The following is a 23,516-nucleotide window of genomic DNA, read 5'->3' as shown; positions in this document are numbered from 1 at the left end:
GAGAGGCGGTACGGCGGTGAAGACAGTGCTGGAGAAGCTCGCCGGTGACGCGCAGGTGCCCGATGCGGCGCCTGGGGCAGGGGATCTGGCCCGGATGGTGGCGGTGGTGCGCGCGCTGCTGGACTCGCGTCGCCCCTGTCTGCCCGAGGCCTGTGAGGAAGTGACGGCGCTGGAGGGCACGCTGCGACTCTTGACGGCGCAGCTCCACCGCGCGCGTCCGGACGGAGCGCACGCGCTGACGCCCCTCCAGGAGGCCGCGCGGTGGGCGGTGCCACATGAGTTCGCCGTGCCGGACTCCCACCGAGCCGCCCGGCTGGGCAAGGTGGTGACGGCCACCAAGCGCGCCTTCATCGAAGGGCTGCAGCCCTTCCACGTCGAGTCGCTCCGTCCCCAGGCGGACTTCAACAAGGCCGTGCTGCGGGTGCTGGAGTACCTGACGGTGCACCGGAGCCTGGGGCTGGGCGAGGACCTGTCGTCGTGGGCGCGCGCGCAACTGGAGCCCAAGGCGGATCCGACGCGCTGGAAGGTGACGCGCTCGCACCGTGGGGGCACGCTGGGCTCGGTGGTGGAGGCCGCCAAGCGCTCGTACCTCTCCGCCGCGGGGCCCATGCTGGAGGGGCTGCTGCGAGGCCAGGCGGAGTGGAACTCCACCATGGTGGAGGCGGTGGTCGCCGCCGCCGGGCCGCGCGCTCCGGACGAGGCCACCGGCGCGAAGTGGGTGGCGGACCTGTGCGAGCGCAATGACCCGCTGCGGCCGGAGGCGATGTCCCGGACGCTGCGCGCGGGTGCGCCGCTGTGGACCGAGCTGTTTCGCCGACAGACGCGCTTCAACGAGCAGGCGGTGCTGGCGCTCGCGAGCGTGCTGGGGACTCGCACGCCACCGCCCCAGGTGCCGGCGCTGGGCGACTACGAGGGCTGGTGTTCACGTCGCGAGCCCGGGGACATCGACGCGGCGCGCGAGGCGCTGAGCTCGCTGTCCGCCCGGCCCAAGGTGTCGCTCATCACGGCCGTGTCCGACACGCCCGAGTCCCTCTTCCGCGAGTGCGCGGACTCCGTGCGTGCGCAGGTGCATTCCGACTGGGAATGGCTGCTGGTGGATGATGCCAGCACGGCCCCGCATGTCGCGGCGATGTTGCGCGAGGTGGCGGCACAGGACTCGCGCATCCGCATCGTCTCGCTGGAGCAGGGCGGGGACCTCGCCCGGGCGATGAGCGCGGGACTGGCCGTGGCGACGGGCGAGTGGGCGGGCTTCCTGGACTGTGGCGACACGCTGGCGCCGCATGCGTTGGCGGAGGTGGTGCTGGCAACCTCGGCGGAGCCCTCGCTCGACGTCGTCTACAGCGACGAGGACCGGCTGGACGCGCGGGGTCGGCGCACCGCGCCCTTCTTCAAGCCGGACTGGTCTCCGGACCTGCTGCGCTCGGTGAACTACGTCCGCCACCTCCTCGTCGCGCGCAAGCGCCTGCTGGAGGAGGTGGGGGGCGTGCGCGACGGGTTTGCCGACGCGTGGGACTTCGACCTGATGCTGCGGCTGAGCGAAGGCGCGCGCGGCATCGGCCATGTGGCGAAGGTGCTCTACCACGGGCGCGCGAATCCGGAGCTGCTCACCAGCGCGTCCGCGGGGCTCGCCGGGGCGACGGACGCGGGCGAGCGCGCGCTGCGCGAGCACCTGGCGCGCAAGGCGGAGTCGGCCGAGGTGGCGAGCCTCGCGCCCGACAGGTTCCGGGTGCGCTACCCGGTGAAGGGCACGCCGAAGGTCTCCATCATCGTCCCGTTCAAGGACCGGCCGGACCTGCTGGAGCTGCTGGTGCCGGGGCTGCTCTCGCGCACCACGTATCCCCACTTCGAGGTGCTGCTCGTCTCCAACAACAGCGTGAAGCCGGAGACCTTCGCCCTGCTGGAGCGGCTGAAGGACTCCCGGCTGGTGAAGCTGACGTGGGACTTCCCCTTCAACTACCCGGCCATCAACAACTGGGCGGCGAAGCAGGCCACGGGCGAGCTGCTCCTCTTCCTGAACAACGACATGGAGGTGGTGGACCCCGGCTGGCTGGAGGAACTGGTGTCGCAGGCCCAGCGCTCGGAAGTCGGCGCGGTGGGATGCAAGCTGCTCTTCCCCGAGGGGACGGTGCAGCACGCGGGCGCGGTGGTGGGAATCACGGGCATGGCGGGGCATCCCTTCTGGCGCCTGCCGGATGGCCCCATCTCCACGCCCTTCGGCCACACGGAGTGGACGCGCAACTGGCTGTCCGTCACCAGCGCGTGCGTCATCTTCCGGCGCGACGTCTTCGAGAGCCTGGGCGGCTTCGACGAGCGCTTCCAGGTGTGCGGCAGCGACGTGGACATCGGCCTGCGGCTGAACCAGCGCGGGCTGCGGGTGGTCTACACGCCGCACGCTCGGCTCATCCATCATGAGTCCGCCAGCCGACGCGCGGACGCCGTCCCGGAGTCCGACTACTGGCGCTCCTACGTCTCCTATCGCCCGTGGCTGGGCGAGAAGGGCGACCCCTTCTACAACCCCAACCTCTCGCTGCTCGGCACCGACTGCACGCTGCGCCAGCACGCGGAGACGGGCGAGACGCTGGCCTTGCGCACGCTGACGCATGACGTGCCCAGCGCCCAGGACGCGGCGATGGAGGCCCGGGCGCTCGCCCAGCGTCACCTGGTGGACCACCTGGGCGAGCTGGACTTCACGCCGGAGCAGGCCGCGGAGTCGCGCGCGACGGCCCCGGCGGCGCTGGCGGCGCTGCGCTCACGCGGCAAGGTGCGCACGGCCACCTGGTTCATCCCCGCCTTCGGCCACGTCTACGCGGGCATCCACACGCTGTTCCGCTTCGCGGACCTGATGCACCGCCGCCACGACGTGCGCAGCGACTTCGTCGTGTACGACAAGCCCGGCGCCAGCCCCGGCGACTTCGAGGCGCGCGCGGCCACCGTCTTCCCGGAGGCGGCGGGTGCCTTCCGCGTCCTCTCCGGCGCGGCGGACCTGGCGCGGCTCCCCGCGTGTGATCTGGCCATCGCCACCTACTGGACGTCCGTGTACCAGGTGCTGCGCCACCCGAGCGCGGGCGTGCGCGCGTACTTCGTCCAGGACTACGAGCCGATGTTCTTCGCGGCGGGCACCCAGTCCGCGCTGGCGGAGCAGACGTACCAGCTCGGCTTCCAGGGCATCTTCAACACCCCGGGCCTGCGCGACACGGTGCGCGCGCTGCACGGCATGGACGGCTTCGCCTTCGAGCCCGCGGTGGACGGCGCGCTCTTCCATGCGCGGCGCCCCGAGCGCCGTGGGCCCGTGCGGGTCTTCTTCTACGGGCGCCCGGGCAACGAGCGGAACGGGTTCGAGCTGGGGCTCGCGGCGCTGACGCGGCTCAAGCGCGAGCTGGGCCCGGCGGTGGAGATTCTCACCGCGGGCGCCGAGTGGCACCCGGAGTCCTACGGCGTTCGCGGCCTGGTGACGAACCTGGGCGTGCTCCCCGCGGAGCGCACGGCGGCGCTCTATCGCGAGTGCGATGTGGGGCTGTGCTTCATGTTCACCCGACATCCGTCCTACCTGCCGCTGGAGATGATGGCGTGCGGAATGACGGTGGTGACCAACGACAACCCCGCCAATCACTGGCTGCTGGAGGATGGCAGCAACTGCTTGCTGGCCGCGCCAACGCCTGGCTCCGTGCTGGCGCGTCTGCGGATGGCGGTGGTGGACGCCGACCTGCGCACCCGCCTGGGAGCCCGCGCCGCCGAGCGCGTACGGCGCACCACCTGGGAGCAGCAGGTGGACCAGATGATGGCTCATCTGCTGACGCGGGAGGTTGGCGCAGCCCGCTCGGCCGCCGAGTGACAAAGGTCACCCGGGGCCCGCTCGGCTGGAAAGAGGGCGGGCGGATAGCCGAGAATGAAGAAATCGCCAATGCGTCCAAGGTCCTCCCTGGGCGCTTTTACCCTTCACTTACAGCACGTCCCTTGCCTGACTGCCGCCGGGCATGGGAATGGTTGCGATGCTGCGGAAAATCCCGCTGGCAACCCTTTCGGTCCATGCAGGCGGCGTCATTCACATCGGCACATGTACAAAGATATCAAGAGTGAGGGCCCGAATGGGGACGCGGCCCAGATGAGCGACAGTCTCCATTTCTGGAAGACGACCAGCGGCCACTCCTACCGGGAGCTGGTGCGGGTCCGCGAGGGGCAGGGCAACGCCGCGTACGGTCAGCAGGAACGCGTGTTGACCGCGCTCATCCGCTCCGAACAGCGCCGGCTGGACCGCTCGCTGTCCGTGTTGGAGTTCGGCTGTGGCTTCGGCCAGCACGCGACGTACCTCTCCCAGCTCTCCCATGTGCGCTACCACGGGTACGACATCTCGGAGTCGATGACGGAGCCGCTGCGCCTGGAGCCGCCCGCGTCGCTGCGCCCCGTGGAGGAGCGCATCTTCTGTGGGGATGACCCGCTCACCGCGGTGGGGGGCCGGCGCTTCGACGTCGTCTTCTCCGTCTCCACGCTCGTGCACAACCCGAGCGAGCGCATCACCGCGCTGCTGGAGACCATGGGGCAGCTCGTGCTGCCCGGCGGCATGCTGGTGCTGGTGGAGAACCCGCTGATGCCGACCAGCGTGTGGGACCCCTCGTGTCATCCGGGCTCCTGGCTCCACGCCTTCGCGGACCTGCTGCCGGAAGGGTGGGATTTGCACCACGGCCCCGGCCTGGTGGAGACGAACGACGTCTACGTCCTCAAGCGCCACGCGGGGCAGGGGCGGCGCTACTTCCACCTCGTGGGGCCGGATGCTCCGCGAGACGAATCCCAGCCGCTGACGCTGGAGGCGCTGCACGCGCGCGCCATGCCTCGGCTGCTGGAGTGGGCGGCCCGGGCCAGCAAGTCCATGGCCGCGCCCGTCACGAGCAGCGAGGCGAAGGTGGTGGAGCTGACCGAGCGCCTGGCGGCGGAGTCCGAGCGCTTCGCTCGCCGCCAGCGGCTCCAGGGCCTGTCCGACGACCTCGCCCGCCTCCGGGCCTCGCGCGTGCCGTTCCCGGACGCGCCGACCCCGCATGCGGCGCCGCCCCAGGCCGTCCCCGGCTTCATCCTCAACGCCTCGCTGGACACACGCTGGTCCGCGGACCTGCCCCAGTTCAGCAAGCTGATGCACGTGTTCCACCAGGACTGGCACGGCATCCGCGCCGCCGCCGGCTACCTGCCGGGACAGAAGCTGGCCATCACCTCCGAGCGCGTGCTGGACGAGCGCGAGCTGCGCGCGGCGATTGAGCTCGTCGAGCGCAGCGGGTGCCGCCAGGTCATCCTCCACGGCTACTCGTCCAACGCGCGCGACTTCGTGGTGCTGCTGCGCCGGGTGCTGGGCTCGTCGGTGCGCATCCTCGCGCTGTGGCACGGCTCGTCGGCGCAGTTCCATTACTCGTTCGAGCTGGACTGCTTCGCGCAGCTCATCGACCTGCGGCGCCGGGGCGTCATCGACGCGCTGGCGACCGTGAAGCCGGGCATGCACCTGCTGGCCCCGGAGGTCTTCCCGAAGACGGTGCTCAACCTGCCGCCCAGGCTGTCGGAGGCCGAGCGCATCGCTCCGACGCGCCGCCTCACGCGCGCCGCGCTCATCCCCACGCCCAACGACTGGCGGAAGAACTTCTTCACCAACCTCTTCGCCTGCCAGGCGTCCTCGCGCATCGACGACATCTACGTCACGGCGAGCTACCGGCTGCCGGACGTCATGAAGAGCCGCCGCCGCATCCACCAGGTCGCGCGCCCCAGCCGCACGGAGCTGTTCGACCTGGTGCGCCGCTGCGACATCGTCCTCAATGCCTCCTTGTCGGAGTGCCAGCCCATGACGGGGCTGGAGGCGCTCGCGCTGCGCGTGCCGTGTGTCTACGGGCCGCTCAGCCTGGGCGAGCTGGACTCGCATCCCTTCCAGAAGCTCGCGCAAGTCTCGGGCGTGGACTCCGTGGAGGTGGTCGCCGCGGCCATCGAGCGGATGGTGGCGCTGCGCGAGCGCTCGCCCGGAGAGCTCACGGAGATGATGGTGGACTACGAGCGGGCCCTCACCTTCGAGGCGGTCAAGGTCCTCGAGGAGTTCGTCCAGTCATGAGTCCGCGTCGAGTCTGTCTCGTCACGGACGAGATCTACCCCTTCACCCCGGGCGGCATCGGCCGCGTCCTCCACAACCTCATCGAGGACTCGCTCCAACGCGGGCAGGGCGTGGAGTTCCACGTGCTGTTCCCCTCGCACACGACGGTGAAGCCGCGCGAGGTGGAGCGTCACTTCCAGGGCAAGGTGAAGGCGCACGTCGCCCCGGCCCGCCGCGAGTGGGACACGAGCTTCGACGAGGGCGGTGTCTATCCTCCGCCCGGAGCGTTCACCGACACCGTCTGCCACGCCCAGTCGATGGAGCTGCTGCTGGAGCTGCGCCGGCTGGAGGAGGAGGGGACTCGCTTCGACGTCATCGAGTTCCCCGACTACCGAGGCTGGGCCTTCTGCGCCATCCAGGAGAAGCTGCTGGGGTGCGGCCTGGAGGGCGCGCAGGTGGTGGTGCGACTGCACTCGACGGGCGGGATGCTGGCGCCCTTCGAGCGCCAGTTGCTGAACTGGGAGCACATGGGGCAGTTCGAGCTGGAGCGCAAGGCGCTGCTCGACGCGGACCTGGTCATCGCCCACATCCCTGGCGTCGCCGAGCTGAACTGCTCGTTCTACGGCTTCCCTTCGACGTGGCTGGACAAGGTGAGGCGGGAGTTTCCGCCGGTGGCCGCCAAGGTGGCGGCAGTGCCGCCGCGCACGGAGGGCGAGCCGGACCTGCTCTTCGTCACCAAGATCCAGAACATCAAGCGCACCGACGTGTTCGTCCGGGGCGCGGCCGGGTTCATGCGCCGCTTTCCGGAGTACCGGGGCAACGCTGTCCTCGCCTGCCATACCGCCAGCGCGGACTACCTCGCCTACGTCCAGAGGCTGATTCCGGAGGACCTACGCTCGCGCTTCCTGTTCACCGGGCCGAGCAAGGACCGTGACGCGCTGATGCGGCACGGCATCGTCGTCATCTCCTCCGACTACGAGTCGCTCAACCTCACCGCCTACGAGGCCTCCGGCGCGGGCGCCACGCTGGTGCTCAACGGCGCGTGTGTCGCGTTCGCTCCGGCGAGCCCCTTCAAGGACGGGGTGAACTGCTACACGTACGGCGGCTCGGTCGAAGGGCTCGTCGATGCCCTGGAGCGCGCGTGGCGTGCTCCGGCGCTCCTCCCGGTGGAGTGGACCGCGCAGCCTCCGTACTGGGAGACCTTGCGCAAGCAGCCCGCCACGGCCCGGCTGGCTTCGAATGGTGACCTGCCGCTCGTCAGCGTCCTCATCACCAACCACAACCTGGGGCGCTTCCTCCCGGAGACGCTGGCGAGCATCGCCGACAGCAACTACCCGGAGATTGAAGTCATCATCGTGGATGACGCCTCGACGGGCGCGTTCGACCACGAGGTGCTCAACCGCATCGAGGAGGCAGCCGCCTCCGGCACCAGCGGCGTGAAGCTCATCCGCAACCCCATGAACCGGGGGCTGCCCGCATCGCGCAACATCGGCCTGCGCGCGGCGACGGGGGACTACATCCTCCCGCTGGACGCGGACGACTGCATCAGCCCCACCTTCATCCGCATGGCGGTGGAGGCGCTGGAGCGTCACCGGGAGTTCGACGTGGTGGTGCCCGCCACGGGCTACTTCGACTCCGACGAGGGCCGGGCGCAGCGGCGCTTCATCGACTACGCCCTCTTCATCGGTGACTGTCCCTCGCTGGGCATGGTGGCCAACCGGCTCGCCTGCGCCACGTCGCTCATGCGCAGCTCGGTGTTCGAGCGCATGCGCTACACGGAGGAGCTGACGAGCTACGAGGACTGGGACCTCTACCTGCGCCTGGCGCATGCGGGGCACCGCTTCCTCGTCACCAACGCGCTCCACTTCCACTACCGGCGGCGCAAGGGGTCGATGATTACCGGCGTCAACCCGCGACGGCATCATGAGCTGGTCTTCCAGCTCCACCAGAACCTCCCGCGTCCATTGCCCGCGGGAGTCCAGCTGGCGGCCTTCATGCTGCTGGCCTCGCCTCCCAACGGAGCGCGTGCGGCATCCGCGGAGCCCACTGCCGTGGCGGTGAGCGGGGAGGTGCCGCTGCGCTACGGCGTGGTGGACACCCTCAACTCCACGCTGAAGCGGATGCCGATGATGCACCGGCTCCTCAAGCGCGCGGCCAGTGGCCTGACGCCGGAAGGCGCGGAGGAGCGTCCCACGCGCTACGCGCTGGTGGACCTGCTCAACCGCACGCTCAAGGCGATGCCGGTGGTCCACCCCACCGTGAAGCAGGTGGTGAAGACCACCAGCAAGCTGAGCATGGGGCGGCGCTGAGCCGTTTCACGCCGCTCCGTGGTGCCTGCCTCGCGAGTCGGGCACCACGGCGAGGAGGCGGTTCAGCGGTCTGTCCGGGACTTGCCGCTCAGCCGGTCCACGAGCTGATGCCGGAGGGGCCGGGAGTCGCCCTCCGAGCCCACCACCCACGAGACGGCGCCGCGCAGCGTGTGGTGGACGAAGTCCATGCGCTTGAGCGTGCCGTTGAGCCGGTCCACGAATCGGGTGAGCAGGGGTCGGGGGATGGCCGCCGCGGCCTGGGCGAGGAGCCGTGCCTCCTGCTTGCGGGCCTCGCCTCGGAGGATGCGGACCGCGCGCTCGGGATGTAGCGCGAGCCCTGGATGCTTCTGGTTCAGGTAGGCCAACAGCCCATCGCGCTCGGAGACGAGCGAGGTGCGTGTCATCGAGTCCAGCCGCACGCGGTAATAGAACAGGCTCTCGGGGATGACGGAGCCTTCGAGTCCCCGCTCCGCGAGCGAGCAGAAGACATCCCAGTCCTCGAACCCCGTGAACCACTCGTCGTAGCCGCCGACCTCCTCGACGAGTCGACGCTCCATCAGCGCGGTGCAGGTGGAGGCCACGTTGGCCACCCACAGCGCATCGCGCTCCATGCCCCAAGGCACCCAGCCGCCCGTCACGCGGGTGGCGTCGTCGACGAAGTAGTTCACCTGCGACGTGGCGTAGCCCAGCCCCGGGGTGCCCTCCATCACCGCGACGGTCTTCTCCAGGAACGTCGGAGCGATGAGGTCATCGGGGTCCAGGGGCAGGACGTAGTGCCCGCGGGCGTGCTTCAGCCCCGTGTTGCGTGCCGCGCTCAGTCCCCCGTTGCGCTGGCGGATGATGCGCAGGTCCGGAGCGCGGACCCGCTCGAGCATCTCGATGCTCTCCGAGTCGGTGGAGCCGTCGTCCACGAGGACAATCTCGTAGTCGGTGAAGGTCTGCGCGCGGATGGAGCGCAGCGTCTCCGGCAGGTAGTGCCCCATGTTGTAGTAGGGCACCAGCACCGACACGAGTGGCGTGTCGGACCTCGGCTTGACGCGCTTGGGAAGCACACGGTGGCGCATGTCCGCCACGGACTCCACCGCGGCTTCCACCTGCTTCACGATGCTCGCGGGGGCGCAGTAGCCGGCGATGCGGGCAGGGGCCTCTCGGCGCGCCGTCTCGCGCGGGGTGGGGTGTGTCAGCGCCATCTCCAGGGTGTCCGTCAGGTGGGCCACGTCTCCCGCGCGGAAGAGCAGGCCACTGCGACCCTCCTCGATGAGCTCCGCCATGCCGCCTGCGTTGCTGCCCACGACGAGCGCGCCAGCGGACATCGCCTCCAGGCAGCGGTGGGGGAAGTTCTCCCACAGCGCGGGGAAGCAGCACACGGTGGCGTCCGCGAGCGCGACGGCGAGGCCGGGCGTGGAGCGCGCGAACTCGAAGTCGATGCGCTCGCGCCACATGGGCGCGATGCGGCGCTCCAGCGACGCACGCATGGAGCGGCCAGCGGGCCCCGTCGGAGTGTCTTCACCGATGAGCAGGAGCGTCGCGTCGAGGCCCCGCTCGAAGAGCCTCTGCATCGCATCGACGAGCAGGTGGACGCCCTGCCGATGCTCCAGCGGGCCGAAGTACAAGACCTGGGGGCGGCCTTGCTCCGCGTGCGCGGGACTCTTCGAGACGTCGTGAGGGAAGGGGTGGGGAACGACGACACCCCGGGTCTCCAGGTTCAGCCGTGAGCGCACCTGGTCGAGCAGGGCGTGGGTGGGAGACAGGACCAGGTCCGCTTCGCGGATGGAGGCGTCCTCCATGTACTCCCAGCGGGCCAGGTCCAAATCGAGCGCGGCGATGCCGTTGAGTGCCCGAAGCTCGCGGGTGGGTGTGTGCAGCCGCACCGCGAGCACGGCGGAGGAGAAGTGGCCCAACGTGCGCCGGGCCCTCAGCGCGAAGTAGCCCTCGAAGTCGCGCTCGGGAAACTCGATGAAGTCGAAGGCGTGACGTGCATGCAGCTCACGCAGGGACGAATAGACGTCCATGGCGTGGCGCATCGGCCAGAAGGGAAAGGCGCCCGCGAAGGCGGAGTCCATCTCCGAATGGACCGCGTGCACCTGGACGCCGGGCAACAGCGTGACGGCGCGTTCGAGGCCCGCGTGAGGCGCGGTGAGCACATGCACCTCATGGCCGGCCTCAGCGAGCGCGCGGCTCATCAGCGCCGCATATGTGCCGATGTCGCCTCCGAGGAAGGGAGACAGCTCTCTGGAGACCAGGCAGATGCGCACGAAGACCTCAGAAGGAATGGCTATCGCCGACCGGAGCGGCGACGAGAGGGGCTACCCGATGGCCGAGGGGGACGCTCGGGAGCCTCGTCGCGGCCAGCGGCCTCGTGGGTGGCGAGGCCCCGCGCCGCGTCCTCCATGCGAGCCAGCCTGCGCTCCACGTCCTGTCGCCAGGTGGCCTGGGTGCGCGCGTGCTCACGCTGGACGTCATGGATGGTGGCGAGCGCATCGAGGATGGACTCGTTGAACTCCACCTGCTTGCGGAGCGTCTCGTTGATGAACGGCTGGAAGGCGAGACGGAAGGCCCGCTTCGCGAGCACGAGCGCCAGGCCCGACAAGCCGCCGCGGTGTGACGTCACCGGCCCGGCGTAGCGGCTGTCCATCTTCCCGCGTGCCTCCTGGAGCAGCGCGGGCCACGGCGTCGGAGTGGCGGGCCGCGCGGACGCCTCCAGCGTCTGGCGCAGGGCTTCGCGCGCTTCAGCGGTGGGCTCGGGCAGCTTCTGGGTCTCCTTCGCCACGGCCTCGGGCGAGGGAGCACGGGTCAACAGGTCCTCAGCGCGCACGTGCGTCACCTCGAACGAAAGAGAGTCCTTCCAACAACGTCATGAGGGCCTCCTCGGGGCGTGACGGCTCCAGCATCACCAGCCTGTCACCCAGGTGTCGGCGCGCGGGCTCCAGCACCGTCGGCGGATGCTCGGCCGTATACGTCCCCAAGGCCCTCGCGCCCACGTGCGGCATGAGCGCCTGCGCCGAGAGCGAATCCACCCCCAGCAAGATGACCGGCTCTGGCGATACACGCGTCGCGGTCTCCAGCGACGAAGAACCCGGCAGCGCTCCCGGCCCTCGACCCACGGGTTGGTCCGGCGTGAAGTGCCACACGGACACGCCCTCCACCTGCTCGGGGCCGACCTCCAGCGAAGCCTCGGCACCCCGAGGTCGGAGCGCGAGGACCCGTGCACCGGGCAGCTGCTTCGCCAGCTCACGCGCCAGCCGTGACGCCGCGTCCTCGGGGCGCACGGTGTAGCCCGGGCACACCAGCTCCACCGTGACGTGCCCGCGCGAAGCCACGGAAGAGGGCGCCTGCGTCGAAGGTGCGGTCAGCATGGCGTCGAACGCCTCGCGCACCTGCTCGGCCACGCGCGCTTGCGAGAGGACCTGGAGCCGTGCCCGCTGGGCCTCGAGCACCTGCGCTCGCAGCCGCGGACTCCGGTCCAGCACCGCGAGCAGCTCCGCGACCTCCGCCGGGTCATCCGACAGCGTCGCGAGCCCCGCGCCACCCATCGTCTCTGGCACGGCCGCCGCGCCGTAGGCGACGACGGGCACGCTCCGGTACATCGCCTCCAACAAGGGCACGCCAAACCCTTCGTGCCGGCTCATGGAGAGATACGCGGACGCGGTGGCGAAGCACGCGGAGAGCTGCGCCGCGCTCACCCGGCCCAGGAACAGGACGCGCTCCGCGCCGAGCACCTCCTTGAGTCCGTGCAGGTACGCGCCATACGCCCCATCCCGATGCAGATACCCGGCGACGACGAGCCGGCTGCGAGGCTGGTACAGCCGCTGGTACGCGGTGAAGACGCGCAGCACGTCGTCCACCTTCTTGCTGGGCACGGCCCGCCCCACGAAGAGGACGTTGGCGCAGCCGTCGCTCAGCTCCGCGAGCAACCCGGGGTCCGGCGCCGTGTCGAAGGCGCTCCAGTCGATGGCGAACGGCAGCGTCGACACCGACGCGTAGCCCGCGGCCACCAGCTCCTCCGCGCTGAAGCGCGAGTAGGCGAACGCCCGCTCGACGTGGGGCCTCAGCTCGAGCAGCTCGTCCCGGGCCGCGTCGCACGCGGCGGCCACCTTGCGCTCGAACCCCTCGAACAGCCGGGCAGGCGTCACGTTGTGGTACACGAGCACCTTGCGACCAGGCGCCCGGGCGATGAGCGGCACCAGCCGGGACTGGAAGCTGTGATGCACCAGCAGCACGGAGTCCGGGCGGGCGTGCTTCGCATGCTCGCGGACGTGCCGGACCTGGTCCTTGCACACGTCATCCCAGTCCTCGGCATAGATTTCCGAGGCGAAGCCCCAGCTCCGCAAGAGGCCCTGGAGGTAACGCACCTGGTTGCCCACCGCGTCTCCCCAGGCGAGCCGTGGGAGGAGCTGATGGACGGCCTGGGGACCCGACGCCAGGGGGCTGTGTCTGGATGCGCTCACGCCCGGCTCCCTTAGCCCCGCGAGGGGGAGCACACAAGCCCGAGCCCCCTGGCGCCTTGACCGTCGACGACCCCTCCGATACGCAGGCACCCTCTCTGAGCACTCGAGGCCCGCGGCACATGAACGTATTGGTGACAGGAGGGTGTGGCTTCATCGGCTCCAACCTCGTGAGGTACCTGCGGCGCGAGCGACCCGAGTGGACAGTGGTCAACCTGGACCTGCTCACCTACGCGGGCAACCTGGAGAATCTGTCGGACCTCGAGGGCGACCCCCGCCACGTCTTCGTCCGAGGCGACATCAGCGACCGCGCGCTGGTGGAGCAGCTGCTGTCCACGCACGCCATCGACGCCGTGCTGCACCTGGCCGCCGAGAGCCACGTGGACCGCTCGATTCTGGGGCCGGAGGTGTTCATCACCACCAACGTGCTGGGCACCCAGCGACTCTTGGAGGCCTGCCGCGCGCGAGGCGTGAAGCGCTTCGTCATGGTCTCCACGGACGAGGTCTACGGCTCGCTCGGCCCCACGGGCGCCTTCACCGAGGCCTCGCCGCTGCAGCCCTCCAGCCCGTACTCCGCCAGCAAGACGAGCTCTGACCTGGTGGCGCTCGCGTACCACCACACGTTCGGCATGGACGTCGTGGTGACGCGGTGCTCGAACAACTACGGGCGCTACCAGTTCCCGGAGAAGTTGATTCCGCTCATGGTGGTCAACGCGCTGCACGACAAGCCGCTGCCGGTGTACGGCGATGGCGCGAACGTGCGCGACTGGCTCCACGTGGAGGACCACTGTCAGGCGCTGTTGCGCGCGCTGGAGCAGGGCCGCGCGGGAGAGGTCTACAACATCGGCGGCGGGGCGGAGCGGCGCAACATCGACATCGTGAAGGCCATCCTCGGGCTGGTGGGCAAGCCGGAGTCGCTCATCCAGTACGTGAAGGACCGGCCGGGACATGACCGGCGCTACGCCATCGACCCGTCGAAGATTCGCGCGGAGCTGGGCTGGACGCCCGCGCATACGTTCGAGCAGGGGCTGGCGGAGACGGTGCGCTGGTACGTGGACCACCCCGCGTGGTGGCAGCGGGTGATGAGCGGCGAGTATCGGCAGTACTTCGAGACGCAGTACCGGGGTCGTCTCCAGGGGAGGGCGTGACATGCGCGTGCTCGTCACGGGCTCCAACGGTCTGGTGGGCAGCCGCGTCTGCGTGCTGCTGGAGAAGCAGGGACACACGGTGGTGGGGCTGGGCCGAGGGCCCCGTCGCACGGGCGGCGAGTACGGCTACGTATCCGTGGACCTGACGCGCGAGGCGGACGTCACCACCGCGCTGGAGACCGCTGCTCCCGAGGTCGTCATCCACTGCGCCTCCATGACGGAGGTGGACGCCTGCGAGAAGGACCCGGAGGCGGCCTACGCCGGCAATGTGAACGCGACGGCGGCGGTGGCTCGCGGAGCCCGCAAGGCCGGCGCGCACCTGGTGCACGTGTCCACGGACTACGTCTTCGATGGCGACGCGGGCCCCTACGACGAAGCCGCCACGCCCAACCCGCGCGGCGTCTACGCGGTGACGAAGCACATGGGGGAGCAGGCGGCGCGGGTGCTCGCGCCCGGCTGCGCCATCGCCCGGACGGCGGTGGTGTACGGCTGGCCTCCGGTGGAGGGGCGGCTCAACTTCGGCGCGTGGCTGGTGACGAATCTGGAGAAGGGACAGCCCGCGAAGCTGTTCGAGGACCAGATTGTCTCGCCCAGCCTCGCGGACAACGTGGCGGCGATGCTGGTGGAGCTGGGGGAGCGCAAGCTCGGGGGCGTGTGGAATACGTGTGGCGGCACCGTCGTCGACCGCGTGGCCTACGGGCGGGCGCTGTGCGAGGTGTTCGGGTTCGACGCGAAGCTCATCGTCCCCACGCGCATGGCGGAGCTGAAGCTGCCCAGTCCCCGGCCGCTGAAGGGCGGGCTCAAGACGGACAAGGTCCGCGCGGAGCTGGCGGCGAAACCCCTGGAACTGGCCGAGTCGCTGGCGCGCTTCCACGCGACGTGGAAGGCCGCGCGCGGGCACTGACGTCGAGAGGTAACCATGAAGGGCATCATCCTCGCAGGCGGCTCGGGCACGCGGCTGTACCCACTGACCCGGGTGGTCAGCAAGCAGCTGCTGCCGGTGCACGACAAGCCGATGATCTACTACCCGCTCAGCACGCTGATGCTGGCGGGCATCCGCGACGTGCTCATCATCTCCACGCCGCAGGACCTGCCGCGCTTCCGGGAGCTGCTGGACGACGGCGCGCAGTGGGGCATGCGCTTCGAGTACGCCGAGCAGCCTCGTCCAGAGGGCCTGGCGCAGGCGTTCGTCATCGGCCGCGACTTCGTCGGCAAGGACCCCGTGTCGCTCATCCTGGGCGACAACATCTTCTACGGGCACGGCCTCAGCAGCCTGGTTCGCGAGGCCGCGAAGCGCACGGCGGGGGCCACGGTGTTCGGGTACTACGTGAAGGACCCGGAGCGCTACGGCGTGGTGGAGCTGGACGCGAGCAACCGCGCGGTGAGCCTGGAAGAGAAGCCGCTCAAGCCGAAGTCGAACTACGCCGTCACCGGGCTGTACTTCTATGACAACCAGGTGCTCGACATCGCCGCCGCGCTCAAGCCGAGCAAGCGGGGCGAGCTGGAGATCACCGACGTGAATGCCGAGTACCTGCGGCGCGGACAACTGGACGTGGAGCTGATGGGACGCGGGTACGCGTGGCTGGACACGGGGACGCACAGCTCGCTGATGGAGGCGTCCAACTTCATCGAAATCATCGAGCGGCGCCAGGGCCTCAAGGTGTCGTGCCCGGAGGAGATTGCGTACCGGATGGGCTACATCGACGCGAAGCAACTGGTGACGCTGGCGGAGCCGATGCGGAAGAACGAGTACGGGCAGTACCTCCTGGCCGTCGCGGAGAACCGGGGCGCGGTGTCATGAAGGTGACGCCGCTGGAGATTCCGGACCTGTTGCTGGTGGAGCCGAAGGTCTTCGGTGACGACCGGGGCTTCTTCATGGAGCTGTTCCACGCGAAGCGCTACGCGGACGCGGGCATCCCCGGGCCCTTCGTGCAGGACAACTACTCGCGCTCGGCGCGGGGGACGCTGCGCGGGCTGCACTTCCAGGAGCCGCAAGGGCAGGGGAAGCTGGTGCAGGTGTTCGCGGGAAGCGTGTACGACGTCGCGCTCGACGTCCGGCGTGGCTCGACGACCTTCGGCCAGTGGGTGGCGGTGGAGCTGTCCGCGGAGAACCGCCGACAGCTCTGGATTCCGCCCGGCTTCGCCCATGGCTTCTGCGTGACGAGCGACACCGCCGACTTCCACTACAAGTGCACGACGCTGTATGCGCCGGAGACGGAGCGCTGCATCGCGTGGAATGACCCGGACCTCGCCATCCCCTGGCCGGTGTCCGAGCCGCTGCTGTCCCCCAAGGACCTGCGCGCGCCCCGCCTCAAGGACGCGCCGGTGCTGCCCTCGCTGTAGTCCACGTCGAGGGCCGCGGAGGGGCGCTTCAGAAGGCGCCACCCGCGCGCAGGTTGATGCCGAACTCGAGGTACGCCTTGAGACACAGCATCATGTGCATCCAGCCGCCACAGTTGTCGTAGGACGCCTCGATGCCCTTCTCGTCCGTCTTCCAACCGGACTCGCGAATCTGGACCAGCGTGTTGCGCTCGTCGATGGGCTTGAAGAGCATCTCCACCCGCGTGTTGTAGCCACCGCCCGCGGCCTCCCATTCGAAGACGATGCGCTCGTCCTTCGCCACGGTGCGGATGACGACGTCGTGCTCGCCGGGCACCTCCGCGAACCGCCACTTCACCGTCGTGCCCTCCACCATGGGCGCGCTGGCGGCCTGCACGAAGTACCCGCTCAGCTTCTTGGGGTTGATGACCGCGTCGAAGACCTCGGCCACCGGCTTCTGGATCTTCAACTGCACCTGGAACTTCGGCTCCATGGAGCTTCCTCCCGCTGGGGTTTCAGCGAACGACATGTTATAGTTCTATAACATGTCACGGGAGGCCCAGGACGACCAGATCTTCAAGGCGCTGGCGGACGCGCGGAGGCGGGCGATGCTGGACTTGCTGAAGGCCGCGCCGCGGACGACGGGCGACCTCTGCGAGCACTTCGCGGCGTCGTTGGACCGGTGCACGGTGATGCAGCACCTGGGGGTGCTGGAGCGCGCGGGCCTGGTGATTGCCGTGCGAGAGGGGCGCAAGCGGTGGAACTACCTCAACGCCGCGCCCTTCAAGGAGATCCACGACCGGTGGATCTCCCCCTATGCCGCCGAGGCGGTGACTCTGTTGACCCGGTTGAAGAAGGACCTGGAGGAGGACTGAGTCCTCCTCGTCAGGTCGGCTACAGGCTCTTCAGGAACTCCACCAGCTCCGTGCGCTGCGACGCATCCGGCACGTAGATGGGGTGGGGCGCCTTGTCGCCGCGCAGCGGGTCCAGCAGCGACGTCAGCCCCACCACGGAGCTGTCATGGAGGAAGCGGTCCTTCCTCCCCAGGTCGAACAGCAGCGGCATCGCGGAGCCACGTGGCTCGCCCCGGCGGCTGGCCTCCACGACGACGGTCTTGTCGTCGAAGATGGTGGCCGGGTCATCCTGGATGGGCGCGAAGGCGATGGGGCGCACCCCGGCCTCGGCGGGACGCTCGGCGAGCACCGTGGGGTTGTAGCCCGGGAAGAGGGCCTTCATCGGCACGATGAAGGACGGGACGCGCTTGCTCTGGTCCACGTTGTGGCAGCGGGTGCACCGCGCGGAGAACTGCTCCTTGCCGCGCGCGGCCAGGGTGGCGTCGAAGGCCCCCGGTGCCGGCGCCGCGAGGCCGTCCGTGTACGCGTTCAAGTCACGCAGCGCGTCCTCGTTCACCCGCAGGCCCACTGGGGCCTCTTCCGTCCCCGCCTTGTCGGAGAGCAGCGTCGCGGTGATGTAGGGGAAGCCCTCGCCCACCACGCCGCCCTTTCCCTGGACCTGGGTGTCCTTGAGGATGGTGAGGTAGTCGTCCGCCAGCTCGTTGCCCGCGGCCACTCCGCCCAGGGCCTGGAGGAACGCGCGGCCGTCCGGCGTCACCAGGCTCGTCGGGTCCAACAGCACGGTGTAGACGAGGTTGTTGAAGTTCTCGAGCCGGGCGATGTCGCCAGGAGTCCCCCACGGCGCCGCCAGGTCCGTCCGGAAGAAGGGCGCGATGTGCTGCTGCGCGCCCGTGCCGTCCGGCGCGTCGTCGAAGGTGCCCAGCGGATAGAAGGCCGGGTTGCTCACGAGCGCATCGACCTGCGCCTCGGTGGACGTCTCGGTGAGCCCCTGGTCCGACGGCGCCCTGCCAATGGACTTGTTCCCGTTGGCGGCGAGCTTCACCTGGAGCAGCGGGTAGAGCGCGCGCGTGTTGGCGGCGAGCGCGAAGATGCCACCCACGTTGAGGTTGTGCGGCGTGGGGCCGTCGATCTGCTTGCCGATGGAGCCGCCCCCCAGGTTGTTCGGAGACTTCACCACCGAGCCGTCGGTGATGGCGTGGCACAGCGCGCAGCTCACGCCGACCTTGTCGCCGCTGGCGACGTCCAGCCTGCCATCGCCGTTGGTGTCCTTGACCACGACGCCAATCACCGCGTTGGCGTTGAGCAGCGCCAACGTGGTGGCCGGGTCATTGAGCAGCGGCCCGCTGGTGCCCTGACTGGCCAGCTCGTTCGCCACCGCTGTCTTCGTGGCGTCGTCCAGTGCCTCCACGTTGACGCTCAGGCCCGCTTGCAGCGCCTGCACGGGCGTGAGCTTCGCGGCGACGACGCCCGCCGGCAGGCGCACCGCGTCCGTCCAGAAGCCCTCGTTGCCGAAGGTCTCGAAGCGGAACACCTGCTGACCTCGCGTCGCGTCTCCTCCCGTCAGACGCGGCAGCTCCGGCCCCTGGTCCTCGGGGCCCTCCTTCGTCTGGTTCTGATTGACGGAGTCGCCACTGTCCTTGCTTTTCGAGCAGGCCCCCTGCGAGGTGGCCAGCGCCGCGGCCAGGAATACCCAGCCGACATGCCCGTGAGTCTTGTTCATCCCGTCCCCCAATTGCTGACGCGCTTCAAAGCGCGCTGCTAATGAGGCACTGCGCGCACACAAGGCACGGGCATTTCGCGCGCGCTCGAACGCCCGTCGTTCCCGCGACACCCGGGTTGATCTCCGGTGCGCAGTTCGGCCCTGGAGTGCCAGGCGCCTTCCGCCAGCCGACGCTTTCGCCGCGCGGTCAGGTCGCGACGCCGGGGACGCTCGCTCGCGCCGCGTCGCACTCCTCGCAGCCGTTGTCCAGAGGACAGAGGAACGTGAGGGGCGCCACGGCGAGCCGGTCCACCGCGAGGGGCACGAGCGCGCGGGAGTCGAACAGGCGCGCGTGTGCATGGCCCACCGGGCCCTCGTGCTGGAGGCCTTTGGCCCGGAGCCAGTCGTCGGCGATTCGGAAGCCCTGGCAGCAGTGGTCCGTCTCCGGAATCATCACCGTGCTCACCACGCCGTCGACCTCGACGACACACGGATGGGAGATGGAGTAGGGGACGTTCGCCAGCGCCTCCGCGAGGTGCAGCGTCGTGTTCTCCGAGTGCGTCACGCCGAGCAGGAGCACCTGGCCGCCCAGCTCATGCACCCGGCCCACCGGACTGTCGGGGCCGTGCGGCGGGGCGAGGGGCTGCGGTCGGCAGATGTCCGCCGCGCGGGGGCCCTCGGCGGCGAAGGAGCCTCCCGGGTGCGTGCTGCGGGTGACTCCGGGCTGTCGCCAGAACAGCTCCGCGGTGATGCCCATGTCCGTGGTCGGCGTGGACACCGGGTCGAACACCGTCTCCCCGTCGGTCATCGTGGGCATGACCAGCGTGCCTCCCGGACCCAGGGCCGCGCGCAAGGCGCCAATCAGCCCGAGCGGGCCTCCCTCGACGGGCCGCACCGCCTTGAAGGACGTGTGGACCAGGAGCACGCCTCCCTCGCGGACGCCCAGGGCCTGGAGCTGCTCCACCACTTCCCGCTGACTGAACTCGCGCATGGACACCGGGCGATTCTACCGTGCCGGGCGCCGGGCCGCTGCCCGAGCGCGCCCATCTCACGAGGGAGCGTCCGAGCCCTCCCGCGTTTCCCGTGCGCTCCCAGGCGCCCCCGGTTAACGCTGGGACGCCGGGGGTGGTGCCGCCCGGGACGGGGCGGGCCCGTCCTCCGTTCCGCGTGCATGCCCTGGGGTCCCTCGATGATTCCCTTCTCCGTTCTCGACCTCTCCCCCATCCGCCAGGGCAGTGATGCCGGCGACGCCTTGCGAAGCACGCTGGACCTGGCTCGTCACGCGGAGCGCTGGGGCTACCGGCGCTTCTGGCTCGCCGAGCACCACAACATGACGGGCATCGCCAGCGCGGCCACCGCCGTCGTCATCGGCCATGTCGCGCAGGGCACCTCCACCATCCGCGTGGGGGCTGGCGGCATCATGCTCCCCAACCACTCGCCGCTCGTCATCGCCGAGCAGTTCGGCACGCTGGAGACGCTGTACCCCGGCCGCATCGACCTGGGCCTGGGCCGCGCGCCCGGCACGGACCAGCGCACCGCCGCCGCCCTGCGGCGCAGCCGCGTGGACTCCTCCGACGCGTTCCCCCAGGACGTCGCCGAGCTGCAGGCCTACTTCCAGGAGCCGGAGCCCCACCAGGCCGTGCGCGCGGTGCCGGGCATGGGCCTGAAGGTGCCGCTGTGGCTCCTGGGCTCCAGCCTCTTCAGCGCGCAGCTCGCCGCCGCCATGGGCCTGCCCTTCGCGTTCGCCTCGCACTTCGCGCCGCAGCAGATGATGACGGCCCTGCGGCTGTATCGCAGCCAGTTCCGTCCGTCCGAGGTGCTCCAGAAGCCCTACGCCATGCTGGGCATCAACGTCTTCGCCGCTGACACCGAGGCCCAGGCCCAGCGCCTCTTCACGTCGCTGCTGCAGGCCTTCGTCAACCTGCGGCGCGGTCGGCCGGGCCAGCTTCCCCCTCCCGTTGAGACGATGGACGGACGCATCACCGAGTACGAGCTGGCGGAGGTGGAGTCCATGCTGGCCTGCTCCATCGTCGGAGACCCGGACCAGGTGGGCGAGGGACTGCGCTCCTTCATCGCCGAGACGCAGCCGGATGAGTTGATGGTCACCGCGCAGATTTTCGACCACGCGGCGCGACTGCGCTCGTACGAGCTGCTCTCGCAGGTGCACGCCAGGCTGTCGGGCGACGCGAAGCCCACCACGTCCATCGGCGGGTAAGGGGGCCCGGCGCTCGGGAGGTGGCTCCCGGGCGCGTCCGGATTGAGACGGCCGAGCCATGTGACAGCAGATTACGGAGGCGGGCGGAGCTTCATCGGAAATCGGGCCTTGGGCATGATGCGGGAGTTCCCCCTGGCTCTGGAGTTTCCAATGAAGGCTTCCCGCATCCTCGCCGCGCTGACCGCCTGCTTCTCCTTGTCCCTCCTGGCCTGCGGAGGAGGCGAGCCCACCGCGGACGCCCCCGAGACGGAGGCCCCGGTGAGCAGCGTGGAGCAGGGCATCGGTTACCCGCCGTCCTGCAGGAGCGGCGACACGCTCATCTATTGGGTGGAGAACGTGCAGGCCTGTGTCCTGAAGTGCGGCTCGACGCGTGTTCAGGGCCAGCCGGCGACGCAGTACGCGGCCTGTCAGTCGAACATCTCCGGGACGAAGACGCTCATCAACGTGCGTCACTGCATCCCGGGCTGCAGCCTCGAGTAGTCGTTGCACCGCGCGCTGACGTCGCGTGCGCCTCCGGTCCGCTCCGGTTCGTGGCTCTCCTGGAGCCACGCCACCGTGAGCGGACGCGGCTCCTGCTATTCGGACACGTCCGGCGGGAGCATCTGGCGGCACCGGGTGATGCCACGCTGTGCGTCGGCGAAGCGGGGGAAGTCCTTCGTCACCGCGCGGTAGAGCTTGATGGCCTCCTCGCAGTTGCCCTCGTCCTCGCGGGCCCGAGCGCGCGCCAGTCGCTTCGTCACGTCCTCGATTTTCGCGCCCAGCTCCGCGAGCTTCGGCTCCAGGGAGTCCAGGCCCATGCTCCTGGCCAGCTCGTACTTCTCCGCGGCCTTGGCCAGCTCGCCGTTGCTGAAGTCGTCGCCGATATCGATGAGCCGGTCCTGGGCGCGCTCCTTCCTCCGCTCCAGCGCCGCGTCCTCCGCTGCCGCGGCCGTGCCCTCGGTGGGCGCCGGCGCGTTCTCCCCGGCGGTCTGCTCCGGGGGCGGAGGAGGGGCCTCTTCGAGCGGCGGAGGGCCACGCGGGGGAGGGGGGCGCGGCGGCGGGCCATGCGGCGGAGGATGCGGAGGCGGATGCCCCATGTCCCCCGCGCCGTAGGCGCCCGGAGGTCCGTGGCCGTCACCCGGAGGAGGACCGCGCAGGGCAATCACGCCGAACCCGCCGGCGAGCAGCGCGCCCGCGACGCTCAGGGCCAGCACCCAGCCGGAGCGCCCGCTCGGGGGCGGTGCATAGGGCGAGGCCGCGTGCGCCGTCTTGTCGAAGCCGTCCCTCGCGGCGGGGCGCTGAGGAAGCTCGGGCATGCCCGGCGCGGGCTGCGTCAGGGGGATGGGGGCCACGCGGCCGGTGTTGTAGAAGCCCGGGTCGATGGGCGGCGTGGGCACCGCGGCGCCGCGCAGCATCGTGGCCTCGGTGCCGTCGCCGTAGAGCATGGTGCCCGGCGAGGTCGTCTCCGGCGCACCCGGCTTCACCACGGGGCTGACGCCGCTGATGGCGGGCCGGCCGGACATGGTGGGCAGCGCGTTGCTCAGGTCCGCGGCGAACGCCTCCATCGTCGTATAGCGCTCGACGCGCTTCTTCGCGGTGGCCTTCTGGATGACCGCGTCGAGCGCGGGCATGTCCAGGTCCGCCACCACGTCCACCAGCCGGGGGACGGGCTGGTGCACCTGCTTCTGCATGATGTCCGCGACGCTCGTCCCGTCGAACGGCTGCACGCCGGTGAGCAGCTCGAAGAGCACCACGCCCACCGCGTAGATGTCCGCGCGCGCGTCCACGTCCTGGCCCATGGCCTGCTCGGGGGACATGTACCGGGGCGTGCCGGCCACCGCGCCCTGCGCCGTCAGCCGTGTGGCTCCGTCGGCGATGCGGGCGATGCCGAAGTCCAGCACCTTCACGTGCCAGCCGCGCATGCCCTGCCGGACCATGACGTTCTCCGGCTTCAAGTCCCGGTGCACCACGCCGCGCGCGTGCGCGTACGCCAGCACGTCCGCGACCTGGAGGATGATGTCCCCAGCCTCATGCAGGGTCAGCCGGCCCACGTTCGTCAGCAGGCGCTTGAGGTCATCGCCCTCCACGTACTCCATGGAGATGTAGAGGCTGCCCTCCTCGTCCTGTCCGAAGTCGTGCAGCGTCACCGCGTTGGGGTGGCCCACGCGCGCGTAGCTCTTCGCCTCGTTGAGGAAGCGCCGCGCGACGTCGGGGTCCAACGACAGGCCGCTGTTGAGGAACTTCATCGCGACCTGCTGGCCAATGCCCACCTGCTCCGCCAGGTACACGGAGCCCATGCCGCCCTGGCCCAGGCGCTTGATGACGCGGTAGCGGCCCGCCACCGTGCGGCCCAGCATCCGGTCCACCTGCGGGGCGACCTTCAGCTGCTCGGTGCTTCCACAGCTCGGGCACGCGCCGCCCCAGGTGTCGTGCTCCGCCTCGCACCGCTGACAGATGAAGAGGGCCATCCAAGTCCTTCCTGACCGTGAGGTG

At 70.1% G+C, this 23,516-nt stretch carries 17 protein-coding genes; 10 read left to right on the top strand and 7 right to left on the bottom strand.

Annotated elements, in window-relative coordinates:
* The first annotated feature begins 16 nt into the window (after positions 1-16).
* The 3 genes from LZ199_RS37240 to LZ199_RS37230 all read left to right on the top strand — a co-directional run bounded on the left by LZ199_RS37240 (position 17) and on the right by LZ199_RS37230 (position 8,364).
* Positions 17-3,832: a rhamnosyltransferase WsaF family glycosyltransferase gene (locus tag LZ199_RS37240; protein WP_323390163.1), complete on the top strand. Its 3,816-nt coding sequence runs from the start codon at positions 17-19 to the stop codon at positions 3,830-3,832.
* A gap of 270 nt (positions 3,833-4,102) precedes the next feature.
* Positions 4,103-6,076: a methyltransferase gene (locus LZ199_RS37235; RefSeq protein ID WP_253998551.1), complete on the top strand. Its 1,974-nt coding sequence runs from the start codon at positions 4,103-4,105 to the stop codon at positions 6,074-6,076.
* Positions 6,073-8,364: a glycosyltransferase gene (locus tag LZ199_RS37230; RefSeq protein WP_253998550.1), complete on the top strand. Its 2,292-nt coding sequence runs from the start codon at positions 6,073-6,075 to the stop codon at positions 8,362-8,364. The genes LZ199_RS37235 and LZ199_RS37230 overlap by 4 nt, the downstream gene beginning before the upstream one ends.
* A 62-nt stretch (positions 8,365-8,426) precedes the next feature.
* On the opposite strand, the gene LZ199_RS37225 is transcribed toward LZ199_RS37230, so the two are convergent.
* The 3 genes from LZ199_RS37225 to LZ199_RS37215 are packed head-to-tail and all read right to left on the bottom strand — an operon-like array spanning position 8,427 to position 12,812.
* Complete coding sequence (locus LZ199_RS37225; RefSeq protein WP_253998549.1) at positions 8,427-10,619, bottom strand: glycosyltransferase; 2,193 nt, start codon at positions 10,617-10,619, stop codon at positions 8,427-8,429.
* A gap of 20 nt (positions 10,620-10,639) precedes the next feature.
* Positions 10,640-11,179 (bottom strand): hypothetical protein, encoded by a 540-nt coding sequence (locus tag LZ199_RS37220; RefSeq protein ID WP_253998548.1) that lies wholly within the window; start codon positions 11,177-11,179, stop codon positions 10,640-10,642.
* Positions 11,169-12,812: a glycosyltransferase gene (locus LZ199_RS37215; RefSeq protein ID WP_253998547.1), complete on the bottom strand. Its 1,644-nt coding sequence runs from the start codon at positions 12,810-12,812 to the stop codon at positions 11,169-11,171. Before LZ199_RS37215 ends, LZ199_RS37220 begins: the two co-directional genes overlap by 11 nt.
* A gap of 119 nt (positions 12,813-12,931) precedes the next feature.
* On the opposite strand from LZ199_RS37215, the gene rfbB reads away from it, so the two are divergent.
* Genes rfbB through rfbC form a run of 4 tightly spaced genes read left to right on the top strand, consistent with a single transcriptional unit; the run spans position 12,932 to position 16,300 of the window.
* Positions 12,932-13,957, top strand: a complete 1,026-nt coding sequence (rfbB, locus tag LZ199_RS37210) for a dTDP-glucose 4,6-dehydratase (RefSeq protein WP_253998546.1) — start codon at positions 12,932-12,934, stop codon at positions 13,955-13,957.
* Between the two features lies 1 nt (position 13,958).
* On the top strand, positions 13,959-14,861 hold the full coding sequence (locus LZ199_RS37205) for an SDR family oxidoreductase (RefSeq protein WP_253998545.1): 903 nt from the start codon (positions 13,959-13,961) through the stop codon (positions 14,859-14,861).
* A gap of 15 nt (positions 14,862-14,876) precedes the next feature.
* Entirely contained in the window at positions 14,877-15,758 is an 882-nt protein-coding gene (gene rfbA / locus LZ199_RS37200; RefSeq protein ID WP_253998544.1) for a glucose-1-phosphate thymidylyltransferase RfbA, read from the top strand.
* On the top strand, positions 15,755-16,300 hold the full coding sequence (gene rfbC / locus LZ199_RS37195; RefSeq protein WP_253998543.1) for a dTDP-4-dehydrorhamnose 3,5-epimerase: 546 nt from the start codon (positions 15,755-15,757) through the stop codon (positions 16,298-16,300). The genes rfbA and rfbC overlap by 4 nt, the downstream gene beginning before the upstream one ends.
* A gap of 28 nt (positions 16,301-16,328) precedes the next feature.
* Here rfbC and LZ199_RS37190 read toward each other — a convergent pair whose 3' ends face one another.
* Positions 16,329-16,769, bottom strand: coding sequence for an SRPBCC domain-containing protein (locus tag LZ199_RS37190; RefSeq protein WP_253998542.1), 441 nt, complete (start codon positions 16,767-16,769; stop codon positions 16,329-16,331).
* A gap of 52 nt (positions 16,770-16,821) precedes the next feature.
* Between LZ199_RS37190 and LZ199_RS37185 the strand changes: the two genes are divergently transcribed.
* Positions 16,822-17,151 (top strand): ArsR/SmtB family transcription factor, encoded by a 330-nt coding sequence (locus LZ199_RS37185; RefSeq protein WP_253998541.1) that lies wholly within the window; start codon positions 16,822-16,824, stop codon positions 17,149-17,151.
* Between the two features lie 19 nt (positions 17,152-17,170).
* Here the strand turns inward: LZ199_RS37185 and LZ199_RS37180 are convergent, their stop codons facing one another.
* Together LZ199_RS37180 and LZ199_RS37175 are read right to left on the bottom strand one after the other, a co-directional pair.
* Complete coding sequence (locus LZ199_RS37180; RefSeq protein ID WP_253998540.1) at positions 17,171-18,850, bottom strand: hypothetical protein; 1,680 nt, start codon at positions 18,848-18,850, stop codon at positions 17,171-17,173.
* 187 nt (positions 18,851-19,037) lie between these two features.
* Entirely contained in the window at positions 19,038-19,820 is a 783-nt protein-coding gene (locus tag LZ199_RS37175; protein WP_253998539.1) for an AAC(3) family N-acetyltransferase, read from the bottom strand.
* Between the two features lie 198 nt (positions 19,821-20,018).
* Here LZ199_RS37175 and LZ199_RS37170 point away from each other — a divergent pair, with 198 nt between their 5' ends.
* Positions 20,019-21,044 (top strand): LLM class flavin-dependent oxidoreductase, encoded by a 1,026-nt coding sequence (locus LZ199_RS37170; protein WP_253998538.1) that lies wholly within the window; start codon positions 20,019-20,021, stop codon positions 21,042-21,044.
* 150 nt (positions 21,045-21,194) lie between these two features.
* Complete coding sequence (locus LZ199_RS37165; RefSeq protein WP_253998537.1) at positions 21,195-21,524, top strand: hypothetical protein; 330 nt, start codon at positions 21,195-21,197, stop codon at positions 21,522-21,524.
* A 95-nt stretch (positions 21,525-21,619) separates the two neighbouring features.
* Here LZ199_RS37165 and LZ199_RS37160 read toward each other — a convergent pair whose 3' ends face one another.
* The gene (locus LZ199_RS37160; protein ID WP_253998536.1) at positions 21,620-23,491 is read right to left on the bottom strand and encodes a serine/threonine-protein kinase; all 1,872 of its coding nucleotides are present in this window, start codon (positions 23,489-23,491) and stop codon (positions 21,620-21,622) included.
* Positions 23,492-23,516: the final 25 nt, after the last annotated feature.

It is taken from the genome of Myxococcus qinghaiensis (genome assembly GCF_024198215.1).
Taxonomy (GTDB): domain Bacteria; phylum Myxococcota; class Myxococcia; order Myxococcales; family Myxococcaceae; genus Myxococcus; species Myxococcus qinghaiensis.
Note: the sequence above shows the minus strand (reverse complement) of the source record. Positions and strands in the feature narration are given on the sequence as shown.

Coding starts and splice junctions, on each gene's coding strand:
- LZ199_RS37230 (WP_253998550.1), top strand. CDS start 6,073: ATGAGTCCGCGTCGAGTCTGTCTCGTCACGGACGAGATCTACCCCTTC.
- LZ199_RS37185 (WP_253998541.1), top strand. CDS start 16,822: ATGTCACGGGAGGCCCAGGACGACCAGATCTTCAAGGCGCTGGCGGAC.
- LZ199_RS37235 (WP_253998551.1), top strand. CDS start 4,103: ATGAGCGACAGTCTCCATTTCTGGAAGACGACCAGCGGCCACTCCTAC.
- LZ199_RS37165 (WP_253998537.1), top strand. CDS start 21,195: ATGAAGGCTTCCCGCATCCTCGCCGCGCTGACCGCCTGCTTCTCCTTG.
- LZ199_RS37160 (WP_253998536.1), bottom strand. CDS start 23,491: ATGGCCCTCTTCATCTGTCAGCGGTGCGAGGCGGAGCACGACACCTGG.
- rfbA (WP_253998544.1), top strand. CDS start 14,877: ATGAAGGGCATCATCCTCGCAGGCGGCTCGGGCACGCGGCTGTACCCA.
- rfbB (WP_253998546.1), top strand. CDS start 12,932: ATGAACGTATTGGTGACAGGAGGGTGTGGCTTCATCGGCTCCAACCTC.
- LZ199_RS37175 (WP_253998539.1), bottom strand. CDS start 19,820: ATGCGCGAGTTCAGTCAGCGGGAAGTGGTGGAGCAGCTCCAGGCCCTG.
- LZ199_RS37190 (WP_253998542.1), bottom strand. CDS start 16,769: ATGGAGCCGAAGTTCCAGGTGCAGTTGAAGATCCAGAAGCCGGTGGCC.
- rfbC (WP_253998543.1), top strand. CDS start 15,755: ATGAAGGTGACGCCGCTGGAGATTCCGGACCTGTTGCTGGTGGAGCCG.
- LZ199_RS37170 (WP_253998538.1), top strand. CDS start 20,019: ATGATTCCCTTCTCCGTTCTCGACCTCTCCCCCATCCGCCAGGGCAGT.
- LZ199_RS37180 (WP_253998540.1), bottom strand. CDS start 18,850: ATGAACAAGACTCACGGGCATGTCGGCTGGGTATTCCTGGCCGCGGCG.
- LZ199_RS37205 (WP_253998545.1), top strand. CDS start 13,959: ATGCGCGTGCTCGTCACGGGCTCCAACGGTCTGGTGGGCAGCCGCGTC.